The organism is Neisseria sp., from assembly GCF_030523955.1.
In the GTDB taxonomy this organism is placed as follows: Bacteria; Pseudomonadota; Gammaproteobacteria; order Burkholderiales; family Neisseriaceae; genus Neisseria.
This window is the reverse complement of sequence record NZ_JAUNHL010000001.1, coordinates 21,974-46,514: the sequence shown is the minus strand read 5'-3', so window position 1 is coordinate 46,514 and position 24,541 is coordinate 21,974. Positions and strand designations below refer to the sequence as shown.

At 50.9% G+C, this 24,541-nt stretch carries 22 protein-coding genes; 17 read left to right on the top strand and 5 right to left on the bottom strand.

Annotated elements, in window-relative coordinates:
* Positions 1-153: 153 nt before the first annotated feature.
* Both Q4C79_RS00195 and Q4C79_RS00190 read right to left on the bottom strand, forming a co-directional pair.
* Complete coding sequence (locus tag Q4C79_RS00195) at positions 154-342, bottom strand: MFS transporter (RefSeq protein WP_303089013.1); 189 nt, start codon at positions 340-342, stop codon at positions 154-156.
* A gap of 21 nt (positions 343-363) precedes the next feature.
* Positions 364-792 carry an EamA family transporter gene (locus tag Q4C79_RS00190; RefSeq protein ID WP_303089012.1) on the bottom strand — a complete coding sequence of 143 codons (429 nt, stop codon included), beginning with the start codon at positions 790-792 and terminating at the stop codon, positions 364-366.
* Positions 793-1,118: 326 nt separating this feature from the next.
* On the opposite strand from Q4C79_RS00190, the gene Q4C79_RS00185 reads away from it, so the two are divergent.
* The 4 genes from Q4C79_RS00185 to Q4C79_RS00170 all read left to right on the top strand — a co-directional run bounded on the left by Q4C79_RS00185 (position 1,119) and on the right by Q4C79_RS00170 (position 5,233).
* Positions 1,119-1,553, top strand: a complete 435-nt coding sequence (locus Q4C79_RS00185) for a YiiD C-terminal domain-containing protein (protein WP_303089011.1) — start codon at positions 1,119-1,121, stop codon at positions 1,551-1,553.
* A gap of 919 nt (positions 1,554-2,472) precedes the next feature.
* Positions 2,473-3,303: a sulfate ABC transporter permease subunit CysT gene (gene cysT / locus Q4C79_RS00180; protein WP_303089010.1), complete on the top strand. Its 831-nt coding sequence runs from the start codon at positions 2,473-2,475 to the stop codon at positions 3,301-3,303.
* A gap of 2 nt (positions 3,304-3,305) precedes the next feature.
* Entirely contained in the window at positions 3,306-4,157 is an 852-nt protein-coding gene (gene cysW / locus Q4C79_RS00175) for a sulfate ABC transporter permease subunit CysW (RefSeq protein ID WP_303089074.1), read from the top strand.
* Positions 4,154-5,233, top strand: a complete 1,080-nt coding sequence (locus tag Q4C79_RS00170; RefSeq protein ID WP_303089009.1) for a sulfate/molybdate ABC transporter ATP-binding protein — start codon at positions 4,154-4,156, stop codon at positions 5,231-5,233. The genes cysW and Q4C79_RS00170 overlap by 4 nt, the downstream gene beginning before the upstream one ends.
* Positions 5,234-5,299: 66 nt before the next feature.
* Here the strand turns inward: Q4C79_RS00170 and Q4C79_RS00165 are convergent, their stop codons facing one another.
* The gene (locus tag Q4C79_RS00165) at positions 5,300-8,458 is read right to left on the bottom strand and encodes a hypothetical protein (RefSeq protein WP_303089008.1); all 3,159 of its coding nucleotides are present in this window, start codon (positions 8,456-8,458) and stop codon (positions 5,300-5,302) included.
* 439 nt (positions 8,459-8,897) lie between these two features.
* On the opposite strand from Q4C79_RS00165, the gene rsgA reads away from it, so the two are divergent.
* On the top strand, positions 8,898-9,764 hold the full coding sequence (gene rsgA / locus Q4C79_RS00160) for a ribosome small subunit-dependent GTPase A (protein WP_303089007.1): 867 nt from the start codon (positions 8,898-8,900) through the stop codon (positions 9,762-9,764).
* Between the two features lie 276 nt (positions 9,765-10,040).
* On the opposite strand, the gene Q4C79_RS00155 is transcribed toward rsgA, so the two are convergent.
* Complete coding sequence (locus Q4C79_RS00155; RefSeq protein WP_303089006.1) at positions 10,041-10,655, bottom strand: peroxiredoxin; 615 nt, start codon at positions 10,653-10,655, stop codon at positions 10,041-10,043.
* A 267-nt stretch (positions 10,656-10,922) separates the two neighbouring features.
* Between Q4C79_RS00155 and ggt the strand changes: the two genes are divergently transcribed.
* From ggt to Q4C79_RS00130, 5 genes are all read left to right on the top strand, one after another.
* Positions 10,923-12,686, top strand: coding sequence for a gamma-glutamyltransferase (gene ggt / locus Q4C79_RS00150; protein WP_303089005.1), 1,764 nt, complete (start codon positions 10,923-10,925; stop codon positions 12,684-12,686).
* A 489-nt stretch (positions 12,687-13,175) separates the two neighbouring features.
* The gene (locus tag Q4C79_RS00145; RefSeq protein WP_303089004.1) at positions 13,176-13,997 is read left to right on the top strand and encodes an undecaprenyl-diphosphate phosphatase; all 822 of its coding nucleotides are present in this window, start codon (positions 13,176-13,178) and stop codon (positions 13,995-13,997) included.
* 109 nt (positions 13,998-14,106) lie between these two features.
* The gene (locus Q4C79_RS00140; protein ID WP_303089003.1) at positions 14,107-15,183 is read left to right on the top strand and encodes a sulfate ABC transporter substrate-binding protein; all 1,077 of its coding nucleotides are present in this window, start codon (positions 14,107-14,109) and stop codon (positions 15,181-15,183) included.
* 233 nt (positions 15,184-15,416) lie between these two features.
* The gene (locus tag Q4C79_RS00135) at positions 15,417-16,286 is read left to right on the top strand and encodes a mechanosensitive ion channel family protein (RefSeq protein ID WP_303089002.1); all 870 of its coding nucleotides are present in this window, start codon (positions 15,417-15,419) and stop codon (positions 16,284-16,286) included.
* A 17-nt stretch (positions 16,287-16,303) separates the two neighbouring features.
* A complete protein-coding gene (locus Q4C79_RS00130) occupies positions 16,304-16,774 on the top strand; it encodes a CinA family protein (RefSeq protein ID WP_303089001.1) in 471 nt (156 codons plus the stop codon).
* Between the two features lie 201 nt (positions 16,775-16,975).
* On the opposite strand, the gene tsaA is transcribed toward Q4C79_RS00130, so the two are convergent.
* A complete protein-coding gene (gene tsaA / locus Q4C79_RS00125) occupies positions 16,976-17,665 on the bottom strand; it encodes a tRNA (N6-threonylcarbamoyladenosine(37)-N6)-methyltransferase TrmO (RefSeq protein ID WP_303089000.1) in 690 nt (229 codons plus the stop codon).
* Between the two features lie 97 nt (positions 17,666-17,762).
* On the opposite strand from tsaA, the gene Q4C79_RS00120 reads away from it, so the two are divergent.
* The 7 genes from Q4C79_RS00120 (at position 17,763) to purD (ending at position 24,463) form a co-directional block, all read left to right on the top strand.
* Positions 17,763-18,401, top strand: a complete 639-nt coding sequence (locus Q4C79_RS00120; RefSeq protein ID WP_303088999.1) for an isochorismatase family protein — start codon at positions 17,763-17,765, stop codon at positions 18,399-18,401.
* 97 nt (positions 18,402-18,498) lie between these two features.
* Positions 18,499-19,464, top strand: a complete 966-nt coding sequence (waaC, locus tag Q4C79_RS00115; protein WP_303088998.1) for a lipopolysaccharide heptosyltransferase I — start codon at positions 18,499-18,501, stop codon at positions 19,462-19,464.
* 95 nt (positions 19,465-19,559) lie between these two features.
* Positions 19,560-20,306 (top strand): electron transfer flavoprotein subunit beta/FixA family protein, encoded by a 747-nt coding sequence (locus Q4C79_RS00110; RefSeq protein ID WP_303088997.1) that lies wholly within the window; start codon positions 19,560-19,562, stop codon positions 20,304-20,306.
* Between the two features lie 11 nt (positions 20,307-20,317).
* Positions 20,318-21,253, top strand: a complete 936-nt coding sequence (locus Q4C79_RS00105; protein WP_303088996.1) for an electron transfer flavoprotein subunit alpha/FixB family protein — start codon at positions 20,318-20,320, stop codon at positions 21,251-21,253.
* 63 nt (positions 21,254-21,316) lie between these two features.
* The gene (locus Q4C79_RS00100; RefSeq protein WP_303088995.1) at positions 21,317-22,375 is read left to right on the top strand and encodes a low specificity L-threonine aldolase; all 1,059 of its coding nucleotides are present in this window, start codon (positions 21,317-21,319) and stop codon (positions 22,373-22,375) included.
* Entirely contained in the window at positions 22,365-22,994 is a 630-nt protein-coding gene (locus Q4C79_RS00095; protein ID WP_303088994.1) for a YigZ family protein, read from the top strand. Before Q4C79_RS00100 ends, Q4C79_RS00095 begins: the two co-directional genes overlap by 11 nt.
* A 194-nt stretch (positions 22,995-23,188) precedes the next feature.
* Entirely contained in the window at positions 23,189-24,463 is a 1,275-nt protein-coding gene (purD, locus tag Q4C79_RS00090) for a phosphoribosylamine--glycine ligase (protein WP_303088993.1), read from the top strand.
* Positions 24,464-24,541 lie beyond the last annotated feature (78 nt).

Below are 24,541 nucleotides of genomic sequence, written 5' to 3'. Positions count from 1 at the left end.
ACGTTCAAACACGTGCGTCATGCTCGGGCTTGATCCGAGCATCTGGTCGTTTAAGAAGAAATAACAGATACTCGGGTCAAGCCCGAGTATGACGAAAAATTAATCAATTTAGGAATAACGGCTTTATTACAAAGGTCTCAGGCTTTCGGCTATTTATTGCGGTACACCCGAAGCCGCCCGGGTTTTGCCTGCTTCCTGTTGTTTCTGCAACTGCGCCGCTTTTTTACGCGCCGCCGCTTCTTTCATTTGTTGTTGCGCTTTTTCATCGGGTACCGATATCCATACACCGGCAACGATAACGCTTAACAGCGCGATATAAAACCAAACTTTGTTGACGTTCATTTTTTCCCCTTAATTATATATTTAACGTTTAATCGCCAGCACCAGAACGCCGCCGCTGATCATGGCCAAACCCAGCCACTCGCGCAGATTCGGCCGTTCGCCGAGGAACACCACCGCCAGTAAGGCGACCAGTACCAAGCTGAGTTTGTCGACCGGCGCCACTTGATAGGCTTCGCCCAATTGCAATGCTTTGAAATAAGCCAGCCAGGAAGCACCGGTGGCGAGGCCGGAGAGGATCAGGAACAGCCAGTTTCTGGCGGTGAAACTGCCGATGCCCTGCCATTTTCCGGTGTAGCTGAGAAACAGTGCCAGCGCGGCGATGATCACCAGCGTACGGATGAACGTAGCAAAATCAGAATCTATGCCCTGCAAGCCGGCTTTGGCGAAAATCGCGGTTAAGGCGGCGAAAAAGGCGGAAGCGAGTGCCCAGTATAACCAGGGAGCAGCCATGGCGGTATCCTTTTCGGGTTGAGTGTTTGCGGCAGAGTATAGCGCGAAACGGCGGGCGGCGGGATGGTGGATAGGCCTGTCTGAAATATTGGCGGGAAGCTTGGCGCGCGTTCAAAATCTTCACAATATTTCCGGCCGGTTTTCTTTAAAAGACAAAGATACTCGGGTCAAACCCGAGTATGGCGCAACCGCGAACTTCGCAGAAACCCGCTACGCTCGTTTTAGCTCCGCAGAAACTCGCTGCGCTCGTTTTCAGACAGGCATTCCGAGGATAGGCTTACTCTGCGTTATAATCCGGGTACTTTGCTTTTTTGAGAGACATCACCATGAACGCGGAACAACTTCAAGCGTTTCTGCATCAGGGCATTGCCGCCAGTGCGGCTTTGCGTATCGAGGTAACGGCTTGCAGCCCGCAGGCGGTGGAAATGCTGATGCCGTTTGCGCAAAACCACAATCATAAAAACACCACTTTCGGCGGCAGTATGGCACTGGCGGCGACTTTGTGCGGCTGGGCGATGGTGCATGTGCGCTGTCCTGAAGCAGCGGGCAATATTGTGATTCAAGAGAGCCGGATGCGTTATCTGAAACCCGGTACGGGCGATTTGCGGGTGGTCAGCCGCGCGCCCGAGGAAGCGGCTTGGGACAAGTGCTGCGAGATGCTGCGCCGCCACGGCAAGGGCAAAATCGAATTGGTGAGTGAGTTGTGGTACGGCGAGGTGCTGACGGCTGAGTTTTACGGCAAATATGTGGCGCTGGCTTGAGGGGTGGATGTGTGCGGGGTTGGTTGAGGTTTAAACAACGCGTGCGAGCCGGAGCATCGAGCCGGGGCATACACCCTACGGTCAGGTTACGCTGGCTTTTTAGCATAAAAAGCCCAAATAGCATCAAACTCTATAATATATCTCAGTAAAGGATTTGAGATATGATAAAAACATCAAATTCTTCTTTATCTAAATTATGGGCAGGTTTAGCAAATGCCATGTATTTTCCGAAAATTATGGTTATCGGTATTCCCGTTTTAATATTCATTAGTTTATTTTTTGTCCCTGAAAGCTTTATGGGATTAACTAAAAGTTCAAAAACAATGGAATCAAGCTATAGAAATAAATGGCTATTTGACATAATCTACATTTCTTCAATATTACTTTTTATAAACTTACATATATCCATCTTTTTCAAAAAAGCTGCAGGTACTACTTTTGAGAAGATAAATAATGTTTTTAAGTTTAATGGGAATCCCGCCTACATTAAATTTATATTCTACTTAATATTTTTTATATATTGCGTATCCATGAATATAAATTCTTCAGATTCCACACGGTTTTTAATGGAATATAAGAGGTCGGCATATATTAATTTTTTTATCTATATAGTTTTATTTTACTATATGACGATAGTATTGGGCTCTGTTGCATTGTCAATAAAAAGAAATGACAATAAGCAAACCTAAGGTATGTGTGGTACGCACGCACGCGCTTGGTTGAGGTTCAAACAACGTGTGCGTGCCGAGGACTCATATACCATACCCTTGGTTTAAATAATGCCTGTCTGAAAACATCCAACCCTCATTCCATCAACGATATATAACCAAACTGTCTTAACAAACAACCAACCATTCTTTCCCTTTTTCAGACAGGCATTTTAAAGTAGCGCCATCAAAAATCCCTCTGAATTTTCTCCATGCGTCTGTTAAAAACTCCCAGCGTGTTGCCCGGCTTCGGACTGAGCCTGGGCATTACCGTGCTTTGCCTGTCGCTTCTGGTGGTGTTGCCGTTTGCCATGATGGCAGTCAGCGCCGCGCAGATGGGACTCTCGGCGTTTTGGCAAACCATTACCGAGCCGCGTGTGTTGGCGGCGGTGTGGCTGAGCCTGCGGATGTCGTTTTTTGCCATGCTCACCAATATTTTCTTCGGCACGCTGGTGGCCTGGGTATTGGTACGCTATCAGTTTCCGTTTAAAAACCTGGTAAACGCGCTGGTAGACCTGCCCTTTGCATTGCCCACGGCGGTTACCGGTATTGCCTTGGCGACGCTGTATGCGCCCAACGGCTGGCTGGGCCAATGGTTCGCTCCTTTCAAAATCGCGTTTACGCCGATCGGCATCTGGATTGCGCTGGTGTTTGTGAGCCTGCCGTTTATCGTGCGGGCGGTGCAGCCGGTGTTGGAGGAGTTATCGGGCGAATACGAAGAGGCGGCGGCCACTTTGGGGGCAAACCGCTTGACCACGTTCCGCCGCGTTTTGCTGCCGGAAATTTTGCCGGCGCTGTTAACCGGCGCCGGTATGATGTTTGCCCGCGCTACCGGCGAATTCGGTTCGGTGATTTTTATTGCGGGCAATATTCCGATGGTTTCGGAAATTTTGCCGCTGATTATCACTGGCAAGTTGGAGCAGTATGACGTGCAGGGCGCATCGGCGGTTGCCTTGTTTATGCTGATGATTTCCTTTGTGATTCTGTTTGTGCTCAATGTCAGCCAATGGGCGCTGAGCAAGCGTGCGGGGGCGAAAGCATGAGCATGAAAACCAATCCGAATATTACCGAACCGCGTTCGCTGCAATGGCTGCTGATCGGTGTGGCCTTGCTGTTTCTGCTGGTGATGCTGGTGATTCCTTTGGCGGCGGTGTTTTTCGAGGCGCTCAAAGGCGGCTGGGAATTGTACGTCGCCTCTTTGGTCGATGCCGAAGCGCAGTCGGCCATCCGCCTGACCCTGATTACCGCTGCGATTGTGGTGCCGGTTAATGCCGTTCTCGGCATCGCAATGGCCTGGCTGCTGACCCGCTTCGATTTCCGTGGCAAACAAATGCTTACCACTTTGCTCGATTTGCCGTTTTCGGTGTCGCCGGTGGTGGCCGGTTTGATGTTTGTGCTGCTGTTCGGTGCGCACACCGCTTTGGGCGGCTGGCTGGAAAGCCAGGGCATTCAGATTATTTTCGCGGTGCCCGGCATTATTCTGGCGACGCTGTTCGTTACCTTCCCGTTTGTGGCACGCGAGCTGATTCCGCTGATGCAGTCGCAAGGCGACAGCGAAGAGCAGGCGGCGCTGATTTTGGGCGCTTCGGGCTGGCAGATGTTTTGGCGGGTGACGCTGCCCAACATCAAATGGGCGCTGATTTACGGCATCATCCTCACCAATGCCCGCGCGATGGGCGAATTCGGTGCGGTGAGCGTGGTTTCCGGCCACATCAGAGGCGAAACCAATACCATCCCGCTATTGGTGGAAATTTTGTATAACGAATATCAATTTGTCGGCGCGTTCGCCCTCTCCAGTATTCTGGCGTTGCTGGCGATTGCCACGCTGGTACTGCAAGACATCGTAACCCGCATCCAGGCGCGCAAACTGGCCGCTGCCGAAAGGAAAGACGCATGAGCATCACCATTGAAAACCTGAACAAGCATTTCGGCAGTTTTCAGGCTTTGAACAATATCAACCTCAACGTGCCCACCGGCAAGCTCACTTCGCTGTTGGGGCCTTCCGGCTGCGGCAAAACCACTCTGCTGCGCATCATCGCCGGGCTGGAAAACGCCGATAACGGCCGCATTCTGTTCGACGGCCGCGACGTTACCCGCGAGCATGTGCGCGACCGCAAAGTCGGTTTCGTGTTCCAGCACTACGCCCTGTTCCGCCACATGAACGTGTTCGACAACGTGGCCTTCGGCCTTACCGTGCTGCCGCGCGGCGAGCGGCCGGGCAAGGGGGAAATCACCGAAAAAGTGATGAATCTGTTGAAACTGGTGCAGCTGGAACATCTGGCCAAATCCTATCCGCACCAGCTCTCCGGCGGCCAGCGCCAACGGATTGCGCTGGCGCGCGCGCTGGCGGTCAATCCCAAACTGCTGTTGTTGGACGAGCCTTTCGGCGCATTGGATGCCAAGGTGCGTAAAGAGTTGCGTACTTGGCTGCGCGAAATCCATCATGAATTGGGCGTAACCAGTATTCTGGTGACCCACGATCAGGAAGAGGCGCTGGAAGTTTCCGATGAAATCGTGGTGATGAACCACGGCAAAATCGAGCAGACCGGTGATGCCGACGTGCTTTACCGCCGGCCGAAAAACGCTTTTGTGGCGGAATTCCTCGGCGAAACCAATGCCTTCGAAGGCCGCATCGAAAAAGGTGCTTGGCATTATCAGGATTTCACCTGGCCGCTTGATCAGCAGGGACGCTGGCAGGAACAGGCCGCCGTCGGTTATGTGCGCCCGCACGAATGGCGCTTGAGCGGTAACAGTGACAAACCGATGCTGGAGACCAGCATTAGCGATATCCAGATTTCCGGTGCACTCACCCATCTTGTCGTGCAGCCACTGCCAAAAGGCGAACCTATCCGTGTCAGCTTCGCCACCAGCGAAGCTTCCAAGTTGGGGTTGAAAGTCGGTGGCGAATTGTTGCTGAGCCCGAAACAGGTTTATGTATTCGGCCAGAGCGAGTTGATCGATTTTGCGATTTAATGCAATGCTTAATACGCTCAAATGCCTGTCTGAAATCTTTCAGACAGGCATTTGCCTATGTAGCGTTTAAACCGAAGGTACGCCGTTTAACAAATCATCCAATGTTAAATCCGGTGAGGCATTTTGGATGGTAACGCTGTTTTTATAGGTAGGGGTGTAACCATTCGTTTGATTCACGGAAGTGGTGAAAGTCAGTACGCCGCTAGCGGCATCCCATTCGATCGGGGCGTTATCCAGCAGGTTGTTCAGCGTGATGGTGTCTTCTCCTTTGGTGAAGTCGGTGATGACATCATGGCCGCTGTTGTTGCCGAAAATAAAGGTATCTTGGCCGCCTTTGCCGGTGAGGATGTCGTTGCCGCTGCCGCCGATCAGGATATCGTTGCCGCCGGCACCGGTTAAGGTGTCGTTACCGCCTTGCGGAGCGGTTTTTGCCAGATCCCAAGAGCTATAGTTTTGGATAAAGGCAGCCATATCGGCATCGGTATAGCTTTTACCTCCATAACGCAAGCTGTCGCGTACAGCTTCGAGGCTGTTGATGTATTGTTCGCCGTCGAAGGGGATTCTGTTGCTATCGCTGCCCCATAAGTCATCCACATATAAATGGTCGCCGATCAACACGACTTTGCCGATATTAACGCCCAAGGTTTCGGCGGATAAGACGCTGTCGCCGGAGCGGTCTTGGTTAACATCGCCTATCATTACGGCGGTGTTATCGTTGCCGCGCAGGGTGGCGCTGTTTTCCGCTTGCAGGCTGCCGTAAGAATATTCAAAGCCGTCGTAGGTTAACTTCAGCACCGAAGTATCGGTTTGTTCGCCGTTGCTTACGGTATAAGTGATGTCGCCCTGATAATATTGGTTGGTGTGGTTGCTGACAAAGCTGAACTGGCCGGTGGACTTCAGCTCGAATGTGCCGGTATTGAGCGTAACCACTGAATCGGGGGCGTAATGCACGCCGTCAACCACGAAGCCGGTTACCGACAAATCGCCGGCAAGTGCTTTGCCGTTGAGCGTGTTTTCGGTATTGGTGAATACCGAGCCTAAACCGTTGTTGACTGCCTGCCAGGTTTCGTCGCCGTCGCTGAAGGTGGCGAGCTTGGCAGGATTATCGCGTACGGTATCGTTCTGACTGTTATCCAGTGTGAAATCGAGGATGGAAGTGCCGGTTTTGCCGCCGCGGCTGAGCGTGTAGCTGGCCTGATAGCGGTAAGCTTCTTCGGCTGCGGCCGCGCCGTTGACTTTCAGCAGGCCGTCGCTGTGGATAACGAAGCTGCCGATATCGGTTTGAACGGTTTGGCCGGCGTGGTAGGTTTTGCCGTTGAGGGTAAACGAGGTAACCTTGAACGATTTGTCGTCAAAGAGATAGGTTTGCGCGTAATTGCCGTAGTAGGTCAGCGTATCGCTATCATCGTAAGGTACCAGCTCGGCGGCTTTCAGTTTGTTACCGGCCTGTAAAAACAGCGAAGAAGAAGATGCTTTATAACCGTTGGATACGGTAAACGATATTTCCGGAATCGACCAGCCGCGCTTAAAGTTGGGCAATTCGCGTGCATTAATGTAATAACTGCCGTCGCGGTTTAAGGTAAACAGGCCAACATTATCGATCTCAACGGTTTGGTTGCTTGCATAATAGGTTTTGCCTATGCGGAAACCGGCGATATAAGGCTTATCGGCCGCATCGTATTGATCAAGCAGATTACCTTTTTCCAGCTGGTGTTCCAGTGCATGGGTGCGGGTAAGTTTGGCCTGGGCATTGGCTTTGCTGTTGGCTTCGGCATAAGGCGTCGCCTTTAAGCCCTCGGCCAGATTGAAGCGTGCCACCGAGGTATCGGTTTTGATGCCGGTTTCCGAATTAATTTCAACGGTGTAATGCACATCCGGCATTTTGGTGCCGGCTATCTGCTGGCCTTCCAGATTCAAACGGAAATAACCGTTGCGGTTTACCGTGAAGGTACCGAGGCCGTAGATGGCTGCCTCTTCATCGAATTTATATTTTATGCCGTTGATAGAGAAATCGGTTAGTTTGGATTGTCTGTCCAAAACTAAGCCATAGGGTTTCTCCAACAACATGCCATAGGTATAACTGCTGGTGACCTCGAAGCTTTCATCGGCATCCGGGAAGGTGGGGTAAATCGAATCGTCCCAAGACGGTTCCACATAGTCCGGGGCGACCCTGCGGTCGTCGCGCTGTTCGAATATACCGATATCCAGCGTGGATACTCCGGTTTTTCTGCCGTTGTTGAAGGTGAAGTCGACAAAATGGGTGCCGACACCGTGGCCGGTGGTGTAATAAATATAGGTGCCGTCGCGCAGGATGGTGAAGTCTTCTACCAAATCGGAGTTGTCGCTGGCAGTTTCCCCTACCTGATAGGTTTTGCCTTTGAAGGTGAATTCGGTAACTTCCAGTTTGCCGAACGGATTACCGTCAAGCGTACTCTTGGCTTCGGCCAACACATTGCCGGTTTCCATGAATATGCTTTCGGTATAAAAAGCGCCCACACCGTCTTGCGGTTCGGCCGTGAGCACCGAGCGCTCACCGTCGTTGGGCAGGGCCGATTGCTGTGTCAGATTGATTGTGCCGGTAAATATTTCACCGGTGGCGTTGTCCTGAGCGGTGGTGGTGATAACGGGTACCTTGCCGGTAAAGCCGTTTTTTGGCGTAAAGACGAAAGAACCGTCGCTATTCATTGCGAGCGTGCCAATACCGTCGGCCAGTTCGACGGTGCTGCCGGCTTCATGGCCGAAGGTTTCGCCGTCGGCTGTTTTAACCGAGAAGGCAAGCAGTGTTTTATCGGCTTGCATATCTTCCCAAGCGCGGCCGGAAATACCTTTTTCGTTGTTGCCGACAAATTGTACCGGTGCTAATACGCCGGGCGTTTGCGCTAACTTCCCGCTGGTAATTACGGCTTGGGAGGCCAAAGTGCTGCTGCCTTGCTGTATCACATAATCGATAACCAAAGGGGCGGTCCAGTCGTTTCCTGTTCTGGCCCAAAAACTGCCGTCTTCTCTAACCACTACATCGACGCCCCGAGCGGGGTAGTTTAAAAAAGAATAATTGCCCGGTACATAGCCGTTAACGGAATAAGAAATAATCCGCACACTTTCGGCGGGGTCGGATAACACCGTATTGTTTAAAAGATTGCCTTCGATAAACCATTGGGCACTATGGGTATTGCTATATTGCAGTTTCGTGGTGAGATATTCTCCACGATCAATCATCCAGCTCATGATAGTTCCTCTTTTCTTCACCTGTTTGGTAGATTCCGGCACAAAACCCCAGCCGGCATAACCCCTTGATTATGATGAATGGAAACGTTACATTTTTCTGATCAAACCGCGATTTGTTATTTAAAAAATAATGACATTTATATATTTTATGATATTAAAATAAGCAAATAAAGCGGCAGCGGGAAGGAAATCTGAATCTTTAAAAAAAAGAAATAACAAATGAAAGCATATTGATTTCTTTTAAGAAAATTGCATAAAAAATAAAAATTTAAGAATTTTATGCTGTTGGAAAAATTTTTAAACCTCAAAACGGAACTTAAAAAATCATAAAAAATAGTAGGTTATGTTTTTTCAGACAGGCATTCCTCTTGCATTGCCAAGTTTTGTACAACAAAAGGCTTAGCGCGGGTACAATGACATTTTCCTTTTCTGCACTACCATGACCGACACCGCCCAAATTATCGCCAGCTACGGCCGCCGCTTTACCGTGCGTACCGCCGAGGGTCGCTGTTTTGATGCCACCACCCGTAAAAAACGGGTGGATTTTGCTTGCGGTGATTTTGTGCACATTCATGAAGTGAACCAAGAGCAGGCGGTGATTGAGGATTATTTGCCGCGCACAAGCCTGCTCTACCGGCAAGATGCTTGGAAATCCAAGCTGATTGCGGCCAATGTCAGCCAGTTATTAATCGTGTTGGCGGCGGTGCCTTCTCCTAACGAATGGTTGCTGCAACGGGCGCTGCTGGCGGCGGAGGCGGCGGATATCCGCGCGGTTATTGTATTGAACAAGGCGGATTTGCCGCAAACGGCGCAATGGCGCGAGAAACTGGCGTTTTATCAAACGCTGGGCTATCCGCTGGTGGAAGTGAGTGCGTTGCACGATGTTTCGGCGTTGCGACCGGTTTTGCAGGGCGAAACCAATATTTTTCTCGGCCAGTCGGGGATGGGAAAATCGACGCTGACCAATGCGCTGCTGGGCGGCGAAGTGGCGCGGGTGGGCGAAATCTCTACCGCGCTCGATTCTGGCAAACACACCACCACTCATGCCCGCCTTTATGATTTGGACGGCGAAACCCGCCTGATTGATTCGCCGGGTTTGCAGGAATTCGGCCTGCATCATTTGCAGGCAGCGGATTTGCTGCATTATTTCCCGGATATGCGCCATTTGGTGGGGCAGTGCCGTTTTCATAATTGCAGCCACCGCCAAGAGCCCGGTTGCGCGGTGAAGGCGGCGGCGGAAAACGGTACGCTCAGGCTGGAGCGGTTGGCGTTTTTGCAGAAGTTGACCGACGATTTGTCGCGTTAAGCAATATCGTAACTGTTCCGTCATGCTCGGGCTTGACCCGAGCATCTGTTTGTTCGAGAAGAAAAAGCAGATACTCGGGTCAAGCCCGAGTATGACGAGATACCAATAAATTCAGGATTAAAAAATTTTTTGCAAAGGTCTCAAATTTTTTCGGTTTGCCCGTTTTTTATGATTATCGAATCCGAAACAAAATGCCTGTCTGAAAAATGTTTCAGACAGGCATTTAAGTTTTGCTATAGCGGGTTAACTTAACTTTTTCGCTATAGCAAACCGAAATTACAGTTTGTCGGCTTGTTCGGCCAGATAAGCGGCAACGCCGGCGGCGTCGGCTTTCATGCCTTTTTCGCCTTTGTGCCAGCCGGCCGGGCAAACTTCGCCGTTTTCTTCGAAGAATTGCAGCGCGTCTACCATGCGCAGCATCTCGTCTACGTTGCGGCCCAACGGCAGGTTGTTAACCACTTGGTGTTGCACCACGCCGTCTTTGTCGATCAGGAAGGAGCCGCGGAAAGCCACGCCGCCGCTGCTTTCAACGTCGTAGGCTTTGGCGATTTCGTGGCTGATGTCGGCCACCATCGGGAAACCGACCGGACCGATACCGCCTTGGTTCACCGGAGTGTTGCGCCATGCGGCATGGGTGAAGTGGCTGTCGATGGAAACGGCGATTACTTCGACATTGCGTTTTTGGAATTCTTCCAAACGGTTGTTGAAGGCGATGATTTCAGACGGGCATACGAAGGTAAAGTCCAGCGGGTAGAAGAATACGACCGCGTATTTGCCTTTTGCCGCGTTTTGGAAACTGAAGTTCTCAACAATGCTGCCGTCGCCCAAAACGGCTGAGAAGGTTTTGTCGTCGTGGAAAAACGGGGCTTTTTTATCTACCAATACGGCCATGGAGTTCTCCTTGATGGGTTTGAAAAAAAACAGGATGCGGCAGATTTTGCCGAAATGCTTACCTTGGAAATGATAAAGCAAATCTGCCGGACTGAATAGTCGTGATTGATAAACTCAATCGTGAGGCTTCGGGCACAGGTTTTGCATTCGGCGGGCATTGGCTGAGTTTATTCTCTTTTCATTCGGGTCAAAAAAGGTTAACTTTCGGTTATCGCCAAGTTGCGCGAACATCCGAAAACACCCCCGATAGAGAGAAAGAGAGTCGTTATGAAACATCCTGCCATTTTGTTGGCCGCCGCGTTTTTGGCAGCCTGTTCTACCCCGAAAAGCAGCGATACGGGCACGCCGGCTGCGCCGCAGGGCGCCGATGCCACGGCACCGGAGCGCGGCAGCGGCTTAACCCGTCAAGAACTGATCCGTGCTTCGCGTTTTATGGCGGCTTCGGCCAATCCGCTGGCCACCGAAGCGGGCTATGAGGTGTTGAAACAAGGCGGCAGCGCGGTGGATGCGATGATTGCGATTCAAACGGTATTGGGTTTGGTGGAGCCGCAGTCTTCCGGTTTGGGCGGCGGCGCTTATGTGGTGTATTGGGACAACCAGGCCAAAAAGTTGACGACTTTCGATGCACGCGAAACCGCCCCCAAGTCGGCTACGCCGCAATTGTTTATGGATGCAAACGGCAAACCGCTGGAATTCATGACGGCGGTGGTCGGCGGCCGCTCAGTGGGCACGCCCGGCGTGCCCCTGTTGTTGGAAGACATGCACAAACGCTACGGCAAGCTGCCGTGGAAAGGTTTGTTTGCCCGTGCCGAGCAGTTGGCAACAGAGGGCTTCGCCGTATCGCCGCGCATGGCCGAATCGGTGAAGGCCAATCAGGAGCCGCTTAAGCGTTATCCGGAAACGGCGGCTTATTTCCTGCCCGGCGGCGAGCCGCTGGCGGCAGGACATTTATTGAAAAACCCGGCTTACGCCGCCTCGGTAAAACTGTTGGCCGAACAAGGCAGCAGGGCGTTTTACCGTGGCGAACCGATGCGCAATATTGTGAAAGCGGTTAACGGCGCCGCAGACAATCCGGGCAAACTCTCGGCCGCCGATTTTGCCGGCTACCGCGTGATTGAGCGCACGCCGGTGTGCGGTGCTTACCGCGAATTTGAAGTGTGCGGCATGGGCGGCTCCAGCTCGGGCGGTATTGCGGTCGGCCAGATTGTCGGCATACTCAACCAGTTTGCGCCGGAACAATTGAAAGCCGATCAGTTGCAAACCTTGCGCCTGCTCGGTGATGCCTCGCGTCTGGCGTTTGCCGACCGCGACCGTTATGCCGCCGATCCGGATTTTGTTAAAGTGCCGGCTCAAGCCTTGTTATCCAATGCCTATCTGAAACAGCGCGCCGCCTTGTTGAAACAAACGGATCAGGCTTTAGCTGAAGTGTCGGCCGGCGAAGTGGCCGGTATCAAAACCGCTTCGGCCTCGGCCATCGAGCTGCCGTCTACCAGCCATATCGTGGTGGTGGATGCAGCGGGTAATGTGCTCTCGATGACCACATCAATCGAAAATGCTTTCGGCTCCACGTTGATGGCCAACGGTTATCTGCTCAACAACGAATTAACCGATTTTTCGTTCGAAGCGGAGAAAAACGGCGTACCGGTAGCCAACCGGGTGGAGGGCGGCAAACGGCCGCGCTCTTCAATGGCGCCGACCATTGTGCTGAAAGATGGCAAACCTTATCTGGCGGTCGGTTCGCCCGGCGGCAGCCGCATCATCGGCTATGTGGCCAAAACGCTGGTGGCGCACATCGATTGGGGCATGGACATCCAGCAGGCGATCAGCTATCCCAATTTAATTAACCGTTTCGGTACCTACGAACTGGAGCAAAACACACCGGCGGCCAATTTTGCCGGCAGCTTGGCGGGCATCGGTTATAAAACCGAAGTGCGCGATTTGAATTCGGGCGTGCAAGGCATTGTGATTACGCCTGAGGGCTTGCAAGGCGGCGCCGATCCGCGCCGCGAAGGCAAGGTAATGGGTGATTAAGCCGGGTTTCAGCCATTAGGTTTTTTCAGACAGGCGTGTGCCTGTCTGAAAAAATGTATGTAGAAAACGACCGGTTATTATTAAAGTGTTTGGATGAATTCTGTTTTGCCGTACGGCAAAACCGGTTTCAGACAGGCATCTATAGTGGATTTAAAATAAAACTCCGAGATTGGAGCGCGGACGTCCTTGTCCGCAAAATATCCAGAATCATACATGAAAAGCGGACGAAAACGTCCGCACTCTACCAGACATTTTATTTGAATCGACTATATCATGCAAAACAGGCAGCAAGATTGCCTGTTTTTTAATCATTCAAATGCAAGCGGATGTTTTTTATCGCTTATCATGTTTTCGCATGAAATCACCAGCACGGCATCATTTTGCCCGTTTATCTTTTTTTGCAGGAATGTTTAGGCCCAATCAGGTAAAATCTGCGGTTTGATTTTTTTCCGTATTACAATTATCTGTTTAAATTTAAGAGATTTTCCCATGAGTGAAATTTTAAAAGCGGTGCTTTTCGGCATCGTGGAGGGCATCACCGAGTGGCTGCCTATCAGTTCGACCGGCCACTTGATTCTGCTCGAAGAGTTTATGCAGCTGAATATGTCGCCTTCTTTTGTCAATATGTTCCTGGTGGTGATTCAGCTGGGTGCGATTATGGCGGTGGTATTGCTGTATTTTAATAAAATCTGGCCGTTTGGCGCGGGCATGAGCCTGCTGCCGGAAAAAAAAGTGTTGTGGTATAAAATTTTTGCCGCTTGTATGCCGGCTGCGGTTATCGGCTTGTTATTTGACGATTATATCGAAGCGCTGTTCTTCAATCCTTGGACGGTGGCGATTATGCTGATTTTGTTCGGTATCGGTTTTATCGGTATCGAAAACCACAATAAAAAAGTAACGCCGCGGGTGAACTCGTTGGAGGAAATCACGTATAAAGATGCGTTTTGGATTGGTATGTTCCAGGTGGTTGCTGCGGTTTTCCCTGGTACCAGCCGCTCCGGCTCTACCATTTTGGGCGGTATGGTGATGGGGTTGCGCCGCGAAGTGGCCGCCGAATTTACCTTCTTTCTGGCGGTTCCGGTGATGTTTGGCGCCAGCGCGCTGAAAATCGCCAAACATGGCTTGGACTTTACCAGTGAAGAGTTGGCGGTAATGGGCGTAGGCCTGATTTCCAGCTTTTTGGTCAGCATCATCGCCATCAAATTTCTGATGACCTATATTAAAAAGCACGACTTTAAAGTTTTCGGTTGGTACCGCATCGTGTTGGGCATCGTGATTATTCTGTATTTCACCATGTGGAATCAGGTGTAAACAGTAAATATATAAGTAAATAGTATTAGCAACAAATAAAGCATTATTTCTCTTTTTCAGACAGGCATATTACAATGCCTGTCTGAAATTTTTTATATAAGGAAAACCAATGAAAACTGTTACTACTTTTGCCGCTCTGTTTGCGCTGGCCGCTTTGGCCGGTTGCTCACCGAAAACCGAACAGGCTGCGGTTCCTGCCGCCTCCGGTGCTTCCGGTACGGTCGCTGAAGGCGGCAACGGCGTGAAGCTGCTGAATGTGTCTTACGATGTGGCGCGCGATTTTTATAAAGATTACAACCCGATGTTTGTCGAGCAGTTTAAGAAAGACAACGGCGGGGCGGAGATTTCCATCCAGCAGTCGCACGGTGGCTCCAGCAAGCAGGCATTGGCGGTGGCCAATGGTTTGGCGGCCGATGTGGTGACCATGAACCAGGGCTCGGATATCGATTTGCTGGTGAAAAAAGGTTTGGTGAAAGCCGGCTGGGAACAAGCTTTCCCGGATAATGCGGTTCCGTTTACCAGTACCACCGTATTTTTGGTGCGCAAAGGCAATCCGAAAAACATTAAAGATTGGGGCGATTTGGCGCAAGAGAATCTGCAAGTGGTGATTTCCAATCCGAAAACCACCGGCAACGGCCGCTATTCCTTCCTCGGTGCTTACGGTTATGCGCTCAAAGCTAATAACGGCGATGATGCCAAAGCCCGCGAATTTGTCGGCAAAGTGCTGAAAAACGTGCCGGTATTTGAAAACGGCGGCCGCGCGGCGACCACTACTTTTGTGCAGCGCAGCATCGGCGATGTGTTGGTGACTTTTGAAAACGAAGCCAATCTGGCGGCCAAACAATTCGGTGCCGGCCAATTCGAACTGGTGTACCCGCCTTACTCGGTACGCATGGAAAGTCCGGTGGCTGTGGTCGATAGCGTGGTCGATAAAAAAGGCACCCGTAAAGAAGCGACCGAATACCTGAAATATCTGTGGAGCAAACCGGCGCAGGAATTGGGTGCCAAACTGTATTTGCGCCCGGCCGATAAAGAGGTTTTGGCGGCACACGCCAAAGAGTTGCCACCGGTGGAAACCTTCCGTCCGACCGATGTATTCGGCTCTTGGGATGAAATCATGCCGAAATATTTCGGCGACGGCGGTGTGTTCGACCAGCTTACCGGCGGTGCGAAAACTGCAAAATAAGTTCATCTTTTCGGGTTATCCGTATAAAAACGCTTTGCCGGTTGGCAGAGCGTTTTTTCATACGGCGGGGTAAACAGCCGGTTAGGCGTTTTGCAAAGATTGCGGTTTGATTAACAAATGCCTGTCTGAAAACAAAGGCCGAAGTTTTCAGACAGGCATTTATCCGAGGGCATAGGCATTGTACAATTCGGCAATCACCTCCGCCGCCCTATTCTTTCTCCACGAGAGCTTACATGACCGACCTTTTCAACTACCTCGTCTCATTGTTGGAAAACAGCCCCATTCGCCTCCAATGGATTTATTCCGTGCTGCTGGTGTTGGCGGTGCTGATTATCCGCCAGATATTGTTGCAGCTGAATTTCCGCCGTCATCCCGAGATGGAAATTGAAGACAAACGGCGGGCGGTGGTGGTAAGCCGCAATCTGGCGTTTATCGCCTGCATAATTTGCTTGTTTGCGGTGTGGGCGAGCCAGATTCAGACCTTCGCCCTCTCGATGGTGGCGGTAGCGGCGGCCACGGTTTTGGCGACTAAAGAGCTGATTATGTGTTTGTCCGGCAGCTTGTTGCGTGCGGTAACCAAACAGTATTCGGTGGGTGATTATATCGAAGTCGGCCATATGCGCGGGCGGGTGGTCGATATCAATCTGCTCAATACGTTGATGATGCAGGTCGGGCCTAATGATTTGATCGGCCAGCTTTCCGGCAAAACCATTTCGTTTCCCAACAGCCTGCTGCTCAGCCAAACGGTGCAGCGCGACAATATTCTGGGCAGTTTTGTGGTGCATACTTTCGAAATACCCGTTCCCATCCATCTTGATTCCGATGCCATCGTGCCCCCGTTGGATGCGGTATTGCAGAAAAAATGTGCGCCGTACATTCAGGCCATCGAGAAATATCACGAGGTGGTTCAGGTGCAAAAACTGTTTATCACGCCGGCCGCCCGCCCGCGTATCAGCCGTGTACCGCATGATGATAAACTTTATTTATTGGTGGTACGCTTTGCTTCGCCGGTGGCCAAACGTTTGGAAATCCAGCAATTGGTGCTCGATGAATTTCTGCGTATCCAATACCGCCTGTTAAAAAACGATCCGATTACCCCTTAATTTCCGTGAGAGGATGGATGATGAACTTACAGAACATCGCCGAACGGCTGATGGCGACGGGTAAAAGCGTAAGCTGTGCCGAATCTTGTACCGGCGGATTGCTGGCGGCGGAATTTACCCGCCTGCCGGGCAGCTCCGCTTGGTTTCATATGAGCTGGGTAACGTACAGCAACGAGGCTAAACAGCGTTTGCTCGGCGTACTGCCGCATACCTTGGAAACGCACGGTGCGGTAAGCGAAGAGACGGTGCGCGAAATGGCCGACGGTGCCCTCCGGTTGGCCAATGCCGATTATGCCCTATCGATATCCGGAATTGCCGGCCCGGATGGCGGCAGCGCGCAAAAGCCGGTCGGCACCGTCTGCTTTGGATTGGCTACCCGCCAAACCAGCTTCGCCCGCCGCATGCATTTTACCGGCGACCGCGATGCGGTGCGCGCACAGGCGGTGGCGTTTGCTTTGCAATGGTTGGCGCAGGAATTAGCGGATTAATATCTGCTGTTTGGGTAAGAATTATTTTTCAGACAGGCATTGGGGTTTCTCGTATGCCTGTCTGAAAAAACATTGAATGTAAATTTGTATACTATTCGAGCATACAGATGATTGGATATTGCCGGTATTTGAGCCGACTGTTTAGGCAAATGCCTGTCTGAAAACAAAGCGATATTTCATAAAACGGAAAATTTGCGCCTGTTATCGGCTTGGCGCCGTATGACCCGCTTTTACCGCCAGCACCTGCGCTTGGCGGCCGTTTACCGAAAAATGCACTTGATAAGCGTCTACCGCCATCACATACACCCGCTCGGGTAAATCCTGATATGCCGGGCGCGGGTCTTGCGCAATGCTTTGTTCGATGAGATCGATCAAGCTTTTCGGCAGATTGTCGCCTACTCCCGCTTGCCAGCAAACATCCAGACGTTCCGGCTCGCCGCTGACAAAACCGCTGGCCGCGTCGGGTTTGGCTTCCACAAAGGGAATATACGGTTTGATGTCGATAACCGGCGTGCCGTCCATCAAATCGGCGCCGCTGCACCAGATACGTACCGGTTGGCCACTGTCTATCCGTTCCAGCTTTAATAGCGACAAACCTAAATGATTGGGCCGGTGCGGGCTGCGGGTGGCGAATACCCCCATTTTATGTTTGCCGCCCAAGCGCGGCGGGCGTACCAGCGGCGACCAGCCTTCTCCCAACACGCCGTGGAAGATAAAATGCACCCAGATATAGCCGAATCCTTCCAGCCCGCGCACACAGTCTGCGTTGAAGTCATCATCTAGTGTGATGCAGATTTCAGCGGCCGGTACCAAGCCGGGTTGGCGGGCCACACCGAATTTTTGGCGATAAGGAGAGCTAATTCGGCCTATGTTGCGAATGGTATATGACATTGTGGATAACTATGTTGAAAAGTTGTGGGAATTGTAGCACGACCGGTGGCGGCTTTTGTTATAATGCGGCTTTGCAGCCGAAAGCCTAGGAAGCACGATGATCGTTTCGATTGATGTGGATGCACAAAAAACCTTTACGCCGCTTTGTCCGCAAGAGTTGCCGGTCGAAGACGGCGATCAGATTGCCGCCGAATTGAATGCACAGGCTGCACTGGCCGATTTGCGGGTGATGACCAAAGATGCGCACAGTCCGGCCGCCAAATGGCTTGTGGATAATCCTGTGGATATGCTGCAAAAAACCGGCCTGAAAAACGCCGATTTAACTTGGGTGTTGCACGCAATAGTGGGCACTAAAGGGTTTGAATTGCTGGACGGTCTGCCGGATATTTCGGGATATGACTATTGTGTGTGGAAGGGGGTAGACCCTGAATTGCACCCTTACGGCGCATGTTATCACGATATTGAACAGCGTTTGAGCACTGGTTTGCTGGAATGGCTGACGGCTAAACAAACCAAAGTCGTATTGGTGGGCGGGTTGGCTACTGATTACTGCGTAAAGCATACCGTATTGCAGCTGGCAGCCGGCGGTAGTTGGCGTGTGGTGGTGAATGCTGCTGCCTGCCGCGGCATCGCTCCGCAAACCGTGGAGGCGGCTTGGGAGGAAATGCGTCAGGCCAATGTGGTTATTTTAGAAAATGCCAATGAGGTACAGAAATATTTAAAATCAATAACTTAAATTTTATTTGCTTTATGTTTCACGTGAAACATCTGCGGGAATGCCTGTCTGAAAATAATTTCCGGCTAATTTGAATGCTTGTTTAAGAGTTAGAAATATGAAAGTCCTGCTCGTACGCCTCTCCAGCATGGGAGATTTGATTCATACGCTGCCGGCAGTGGAAGATTTGGCGCGTACGTGCCCGCAGGTAGAGCTACAATGGTTGTGTGAGGCTGGTTTTGCAGATATTGCGCGCCTGCATCCGTTTGTGCGTAAGGTTCATGTACTGCGTTGGCGGCAATGGCGTAAGCAACTTACTCATGCGGACACTTGGTATGCGTTGAAAGATTTAAAAGAGGTGTTACGCCGTCAGCAATTTGATTTTGTGTTGGATAGCCAGGGATTGTTTAAGAGTGCCTTGTTTGCGCGGTTGTCAGGTGCTCCGGTAAAGGGCTTGGATTCGGCTAGCGCCCGTGAGGCGGGAGCCAGTTGGTTTTATCAGCAAAAATTTACAGTACAAAAAGGCTTGGATGCGGTATTGCGCAACCGGTTGTTGTTTTCTCAGGTTTTTGATTATGAATTGCCGGCCGATTTGAGATTTGGCGTGCAAGTACCGGCTGATGGGGTGTTGCAGGATCTGTGTTCTCCTTATTATGTAGCGTTGCATGCTACCAGCCGGGATAGTAAGTTATGGCGGCAGCAAAATTGGTTAGGTTTGATGCAGAAATTGCATGAGCGCGATGGTGCACACATCTATTTGCCTTGGGGAAATCCGGAGGAACTGGTACGGGCGCAGGAAATGGCGGCTGAACTGCCGTTTGCTCATGTATGCGAAAAGCTGACTTTATCGCAGGCTGCTTATTTGCTACAAGGTGCGGCGGGGATAATCGGAGTAGATACCGGTTTGCTGCATTTGGCTAATGCTCTGAATAAGCCGCTGGTGGGAATTTATACCGATACGGATCCGGAAAAAACCGGCGTACAGGTTTCCGATTGGGCCAGTAATGTAGGCGGAGTTGGGCAGATGCCCGATGTCGAGGTGGTGTATCGGCAATTGTTGTCGAATATGGCGGCGGCTGAATAAGTAATATAATTGAAAAATTTGTCGCGCGGCATGTTACTGGATTCGATAAATCTATTGAAATTTAATGTTGCCCGATTCGGGCAGGGAGTATGGTTATGAAGGCACTGGTTGCGGTAAAGCGCGTGGTGGACTACAACGTTAAAGTTCGGGTAAAAAGCGATGGTTCGGATGTCGATACCGGCAATGTGAAAATGTCAATGAACCCGTTTGATGAAATTGCGGTGGAAGAAGCGGTACGATTGAAAGAGTCCGGTAAAATCAGTGAGATTGTTGCGGTTTCACTGGGGGGTAAGAAAAGCGAAGATACTCTGCGTACCGCATTGGCAATGGGTGCTGATCGCGCTGTGCATGTTGAAACCGAGGCGGTGTTGGAGCCGCTGGCGGTAGCCAAGTTGTTGAAAGCAATAGCTGAAAAAGAGCAGCCGCAATTAATTTTTCTGGGAAAGCAGGCAATTGATGATGATGCCAACCAAACTGCCCAAATGCTGGCGGCATTGCTGAATGCACCGCAAGGTACGTTTGCCAGTAAGGTGGATTTGGATGTTGAAGAGGTGCGGGTTGTTCGGGAAATTGATGGCGGCGTAGAAGAAGTGGCGTTGAAATTGCCAGCGGTTATCAGTGCTGATTTGCGCTTAAATGAGCCGCGTTTTGTTAAGTTGCCTAATTTGATGCAGGCCAAGAAAAAACCGCTGGAAAAGCTGACGCCGCAAGAGTTGGCGATAGAAGTAACGCCGCGCTTGCACGTTAAGGGTTATGCTGAGCCGGCCGAACGCAGCGGTGGGGTGAAAGTAGCGAGTGTGGTAGAGTTGGTTGAAAAACTCAAAGCGGTTAAAGCGATTTGAGGAGTGGAATAATGACAACATTGGTGATTGCAGAACATAATAATCAGACCTTAAATCCGGCGACGCTGCATGCTGTTGGGGCGGCTTGTCGTTTGGGAGAGGTTCATTTGTTGGTGGCGGGGGATAATGCTGCTGAGGTGGTTAACCAAGCCCGTCAGGTAGAGGGAGTGACCAAAGTTTTATCTGCCGACGCCTCCTATTATGCCGGTGGTTTGGCTGAAGAACTGGCGCCGTTGGTGGTGTCGTTGGCGGCAGATTATCGCTATATTGCCGCGACTGCCTCGGCCGCAGGTAAGAATTTGATGCCGCGTATTGCTGCCTTGCTCGATTGTTCGCAGATCTCCGATTTGACTGAGATTGTGAATGAAAATACTTTTATCCGCCCCATTTATGCCGGTAATGCATTTGTTACGGTTAGCAGTGATGAGCCCAGACTGGTATTAACCTTCCGGGCTACCGCATTTGATGCTGTTGCAGCACAAGGCGGCAATGCGGATGTGGTTGATATTGCTCCGGCGGCAGAACAAGGCTTGAGCCGTTTGGTGAGACGTGAGCTGGTTCAATCGGATCGCCCTGAATTAACGCAAGCACGTGTGGTGGTTGCCGGAGGCCGGGCTTTGGGTGGAGCTGAGCAGTTTGATGCGGTATTAACACCTTTAGCAGACGCTTTGGGTGCTGCTATAGGTGCATCTAGGGCTGCGGTAGATGCGGAGTATGCGCCGAATGATTATCAGGTTGGGCAAACCGGTAAAGTAGTTGCACCTGAGTTGTATATCGCCGTTGGTATTTCCGGCGCGATTCAACATATTGCAGGTATGCAAGACAGCAAAGTTATTGTGGCTATCAATAAAGATCCGGATGCCCCGATTTTTAATATTGCCGACTATGGCTTGGTAGGTGATTTATTTGAAATCGTTCCCCAATTAACTACTGCGCTGAAAAACTAAATGTTTCACGTGAAACAGGCCGTCTGAAATTTTCAGACGGCCTTCCCTATTGAAAGAAATCTTATGGAACCCCTACACCCATTAGAAAAAATTTCATTTGCTTCTGATAATTACTCCGGCGCCCATTCTGAGGTTCTGGCTGCGCTAGCTGCTGCAAACGGAGGACATGTTGGCGCTTATGGGAATGACCCTTATACCGAGCGCTTGCAGGAAGTAATCAAACAACATTTTGGTGAGCAGGCACATGCGTGGCCGGTTTGGAATGGAACCGGTGCCAACGTACTGGCTTTGCAGTCGGTATTGCCTCGCTGGGGTGCAGTCATTTGTGCGGAAACGGCACATATTAATGTAGATGAAAGTACAGCTCCGCAGGCGGTTGGCGGTTTCAAGTTATGGGTTATTCCGACTGAAGACGGCAAACTAACCCCCGAATTAATTAACCGCGAAGCGCATGGATATGGTTTTGAGCACAGAGCCCAGCCTTTGGTGGTCAGTATTACGCAAAGTACGGAGTTGGGTACACTTTATACGGTAGATGAGATTCGAGCAATTTCACGGTACTGCCGTGAAAACAATATCATATTGCATATGGACGGCGCACGTTTGGCTAATGCGGCGGCTGCGTTGGATGTCACATTGTGTGAAATGACTACCGATGTTGGTGTGGATATTTTGTCGTTCGGCGGTACTAAAAATGGTTTGCTGTTTGGTGAGTGTGTGGTGGTGCTCAATTCGGAAAAGGTTTCCGACGGCATGAAATATCTGCGCAAGATGAATTTGCAATTGGCTTCTAAAATGCGTTTTCTTTCTGCACAGTTTATTGCTTTGTTGGAGGGTGATTTATGGTTGAGATCGGCGCGGCAAGCCAATGCAATGGCGGCGCGGCTGGTGCAAGGATTGGAAAACATGAAGGGCGTCTCGTTAATGTATCCGCCGCAAGCAAATGGTGTGTTTGTACGTTTGCCTGCCGGTGTGGCCGATAAAGTAAGGGAACATACTTCTTTTTACGATTGGGATACTGAGGGTACGGTACGCTTAATGTGCAGCTTTGATACGCGCGAACAAGATGTGGATGCTTTGTTGCAGTCCATACGGAAAGAGGTGGAAAATTGTGCCGGCTAAAGCGACTACGTTTCGTACGCTTAGCCAACCGGTATCCTCTGAGTTTAAAGAAAAAGGGAGCCGTTTTATTGCTTTTGCCTACCCTATCCGCAGTGTGTCGGAAGTGAAGCCTTATGTGGATGCACTGAGGCAAGAGCATCATAAGGCGCGCCATTGGTGCTATGCCTACCGTTTGGGCGTAGATGGCAATCAGTTTCGCGCCAATGACGACGGCGAACCTTCGGGTAGTGCCGGGAGGCCGATTCTAGGTCAGATTGACTCGGCGAACCTTACCGACGTTTTGGTAGTAGTGGTGCGCTATTTCGGCGGTACACTATTGGGGGTGCCGGGTTTGATTCATGCTTATAAAAGCGCTACTGCTGAAGCGCTGGCTATAGCAGAGGTGGTGGAAAAAAATATTGAGAAAGCGGTATGCTTGCGTTGCGATTATCCGGCGCTGAGTGATGCCATCCGAATAGCAAAAACACATGAGGCGGATATTATCCGGCAGGATTTGCAGTTGGATTGCTTGCTTTATATCCGTATTCCGCTGGCGCGTTATCAAGAGTGCTTAGCAGCCTGGGCGGAAACACGGGCGATAACAATAATGGAAGAAGCGATTTCTCAGGACGAGGAGTAGGCGCACGATGCCTGTCTGAAAGATTGTTTCAGACAGGCATCGTATTATCCGTTATAATTAACGCCTTATGGCCTTTCTGCACTGGCGTTTGAAGGGTTGTTTGATAGGATATTAGCAGGGGCGACATCGGATTAAACGGGATCTTATAACTGTTTGAATATTAATCCCTCCCCTGCCAAAAAAAGGAATGTGAAATGAAATTACTAGTGGTTGGCAGCGGCGGTCGCGAACATGCCCTGGCTTGGAAATTGGCGCAATCCCCTATGGTGGAGACCGTTTTTGTCGCTCCTGGTAATGCAGGTACCGAGCGGGAAGCTAAGTTAACGAATTTGGCAAAAACGGATCATCAGGATTTGATCGAGTTTTGTCGTGCCGAAAATATGGCGTTTACCGTTATCGGCCCGGAAGCGCCATTGGCTGCGGGTATTGTTGATGACTTCCGTGCGGCGGGGTTGCCGGTTTTCGGCCCTACCCGTGCGGCGGCGCAACTGGAGAGTTCGAAAGATTTTGCCAAAGCTTTTATGAAAAGACACGGCATTCCTACTGCGCAATACCAAACCTTTGAGGATGCCAAATCAGCACATGATTATGTAGATGAAAAAGGCGCGCCGATCGTGATTAAGGCGGATGGTTTGGCAGCCGGAAAAGGCGTAATTGTAGCGATGACTTTGAAGGAGGCGCACGATGCCATCGATGATATGCTGTTGGGCAATAAGATGGGCAATGCCGGTGCGCGTGTGGTAATTGAAGACTTTTTGCAGGGCGAAGAAGCCAGCTTTATCGTGATGGTGGATGGAGAGCACGTATTGCCTATGGCCACCAGCCAAGATCATAAACGGCTGTTAGACGGCGATCAGGGCCCGAATACGGGCGGTATGGGGGCGTATAGCCCTGCCCCTGTGGTAACGCCGGAAGTATACGAGCGCGCGATGAACGAGATTATTTTGCCCACCGTGCGCGGTATGAAGGCCGACGGCAATGAGTTTACCGGCTTTCTTTATGCAGGCTTGATGATTGATCAGCATGGAGCGCCGTATACTATTGAGTTTAACTGCCGCTTCGGCGATCCCGAAACCCAACCGATTATGAGTCGTCTCGACAGTGATTTGGCCGTATTGGTACAGGCGGCATTGGATGGCAAGTTGGACGGTGTTAGCGCCGAATGGAATCCGCAAACCGCGGTCGGCGTGGTGCTGGCGGCTGAAAACTATCCGGATAACCCGAAAAAAGGTGATATTATCAGCGGCTTGGAAGAAGCGGATAACATTGGTAAGGTATTCCATGCCGGTACAAACGCGGGCGGTAACGGCGAAATCCTTACCAATGGTGGTCGTGTACTCTGTGTGGTCGGTTTGGGTGACGACACCGCAGCAGCCAAGGCGAAAGCCTACCAGGCTCTGGAAAAAATCCGTTTCGACGGCATGCAATACCGCAGGGATATTGCAGACAAAGCCATCCGGCGTGCTTAAACAAAAGGCCGATAGCAAGGCTTTGCAGATATTTTTCAGACAGGCATTCTTGTCTGGCATCTACCATCAGAAAGAAAT

Bases quoted from the DNA above. Each gene is read 5' to 3' on its own strand.
- ggt (WP_303089005.1), top strand. From the start codon at position 10,923: ATGAAACATCCTGCCATTTTGTTGGCCGCCGCGTTTTTGGCAGCCTGT.
- Q4C79_RS00165 (WP_303089008.1), bottom strand. From the start codon at position 8,458: ATGAGCTGGATGATTGATCGTGGAGAATATCTCACCACGAAACTGCAA.
- cysT (WP_303089010.1), top strand. From the start codon at position 2,473: ATGCGTCTGTTAAAAACTCCCAGCGTGTTGCCCGGCTTCGGACTGAGC.
- Q4C79_RS00100 (WP_303088995.1), top strand. From the start codon at position 21,317: ATGGAACCCCTACACCCATTAGAAAAAATTTCATTTGCTTCTGATAAT.
- Q4C79_RS00110 (WP_303088997.1), top strand. From the start codon at position 19,560: ATGAAGGCACTGGTTGCGGTAAAGCGCGTGGTGGACTACAACGTTAAA.
- Q4C79_RS00155 (WP_303089006.1), bottom strand. From the start codon at position 10,655: ATGGCCGTATTGGTAGATAAAAAAGCCCCGTTTTTCCACGACGACAAA.
- rsgA (WP_303089007.1), top strand. From the start codon at position 8,898: ATGACCGACACCGCCCAAATTATCGCCAGCTACGGCCGCCGCTTTACC.
- Q4C79_RS00185 (WP_303089011.1), top strand. From the start codon at position 1,119: ATGAACGCGGAACAACTTCAAGCGTTTCTGCATCAGGGCATTGCCGCC.
- cysW (WP_303089074.1), top strand. From the start codon at position 3,306: ATGAAAACCAATCCGAATATTACCGAACCGCGTTCGCTGCAATGGCTG.
- tsaA (WP_303089000.1), bottom strand. From the start codon at position 17,665: ATGTCATATACCATTCGCAACATAGGCCGAATTAGCTCTCCTTATCGC.
- Q4C79_RS00195 (WP_303089013.1), bottom strand. From the start codon at position 342: ATGAACGTCAACAAAGTTTGGTTTTATATCGCGCTGTTAAGCGTTATC.
- waaC (WP_303088998.1), top strand. From the start codon at position 18,499: ATGAAAGTCCTGCTCGTACGCCTCTCCAGCATGGGAGATTTGATTCAT.
- Q4C79_RS00190 (WP_303089012.1), bottom strand. From the start codon at position 792: ATGGCTGCTCCCTGGTTATACTGGGCACTCGCTTCCGCCTTTTTCGCC.
- Q4C79_RS00135 (WP_303089002.1), top strand. From the start codon at position 15,417: ATGACCGACCTTTTCAACTACCTCGTCTCATTGTTGGAAAACAGCCCC.
- Q4C79_RS00130 (WP_303089001.1), top strand. From the start codon at position 16,304: ATGATGAACTTACAGAACATCGCCGAACGGCTGATGGCGACGGGTAAA.
- Q4C79_RS00140 (WP_303089003.1), top strand. From the start codon at position 14,107: ATGAAAACTGTTACTACTTTTGCCGCTCTGTTTGCGCTGGCCGCTTTG.
- Q4C79_RS00170 (WP_303089009.1), top strand. From the start codon at position 4,154: ATGAGCATCACCATTGAAAACCTGAACAAGCATTTCGGCAGTTTTCAG.
- Q4C79_RS00120 (WP_303088999.1), top strand. From the start codon at position 17,763: ATGATCGTTTCGATTGATGTGGATGCACAAAAAACCTTTACGCCGCTT.
- Q4C79_RS00145 (WP_303089004.1), top strand. From the start codon at position 13,176: ATGAGTGAAATTTTAAAAGCGGTGCTTTTCGGCATCGTGGAGGGCATC.
- Q4C79_RS00105 (WP_303088996.1), top strand. From the start codon at position 20,318: ATGACAACATTGGTGATTGCAGAACATAATAATCAGACCTTAAATCCG.
- purD (WP_303088993.1), top strand. From the start codon at position 23,189: ATGAAATTACTAGTGGTTGGCAGCGGCGGTCGCGAACATGCCCTGGCT.